Annotated in this window: 1 protein-coding gene and 1 pseudogene; both read right to left on the reverse strand. The window is 38.2% G+C overall.

The window, feature by feature from the left end:
• The coding region (locus tag HMPREF3192_RS02845; protein ID WP_231723341.1) for a bZIP transcription factor at positions 1–959 on the reverse strand (959 nt) is incomplete at its 3' end.
• A pseudogene (locus tag HMPREF3192_RS06770) lies at positions 901–1,221 on the reverse strand (PrgI family protein); the annotation flags it as partial. The pseudogene HMPREF3192_RS06770 and the gene HMPREF3192_RS02845, both read right to left, overlap by 59 nt.

Below are 1,221 nucleotides of genomic sequence, written 5' to 3' on the forward strand. Positions count from 1 at the left end.
GCGAGTGAATCTGTTTTGAAATCCAAAATGGAAGGACACACTGAATCTTTTGCTGTTAAAAACTTTGAAGACATAAGGTTTTTGTAATCGAAATGATAATCATACTCAGGACGAGTAATATGTGAGATTGCCTGTAAATATTCAACCCCACTTAAAACATGAGTAGAGCTACCAAGATTTTTGAGTTGTTGTTTGGCATAAGACATAAGCCTTGCGAGTTTGCGTGTGGCTTCATCAATAGATTCTGCTTGTGTTGCAATTGTTAAAAGCCGAGTTCGATACATATTTGAAACGCCCTCAAGCACTTTTTGGTTCAAAATATCGTTATAGGTTTGGGCTAAGGGTTTTAAAGACTCATCTTTAACATCAAAAAATGCTTGATGACCTAGCTGATCTTTTCTAAGGGCTATGTTTGATACCGAATATTGCAAAGCACAATCTTCAGTGTAGTAATCTAAAAGAGCACTCATTTGTTCATGGATCTTGATTTGATCTTCTTCCGAGCTGGACTGATACGAAATATCCTCGAAGGCTAAGGTCTGTGTAAAAAGACCATCAACAATCTCACATATACCGTTTTTGTACATGTATTTAAAACCGAGCAAATCATACACATTTTGAGCGTCACTTGTACGCTTGCGAGCTGCTGCTGTTTTTTTGGTTACATCTTCAGTATCAACTTTGACAGCTGCAAGTGCATCCTTGAAGCTTTTAGAGCGAGTTTTCTCAAGTTGTTTGCGCTGTTGTTTAAGATCTCGTGACTTTTGTTCAAGCTCTTTGAGGTCAGCTTTCAGTGCTTGTTTATAAGCCTTCTTTTCCTTGCGGGAAAAACCCTTCAAGGAGTTCTTTTTTTGTTTTATGAATACCGATGCAACATTGGAAAAAGCTTGTTCATCAAGGTTAGTTGTCGAAGCTGCATAGCTCTGAGTTTCGGGTGCTTCTAAATTTTTTATAGGCATTAGACAGATTTCCTTTCTTGCTAGATAAAACGGTAGGCATACGATCTTTAGAGGTATACAAAAGACGAGCTTTGCCATATTTGTGGCGAAGCAGTAGCGGTAAGAATTTTTCGGGTTTCATATTTTGTGGAGTCCAAAACCCTAAAGCCCAAAATGGAATTGATAAGGCATAGGCTATCCACCACAAAGGTTCAAAGTTTAAATCCAAAACGAAAACAAACCACAAAACAAAAACAACAGGCACCGCTATTGCAAGCGCACA

The organism is Atopobium deltae (assembly GCF_001552785.1).
Lineage (GTDB): Bacteria > Actinomycetota > Coriobacteriia > Coriobacteriales > Atopobiaceae > Atopobium > Atopobium deltae.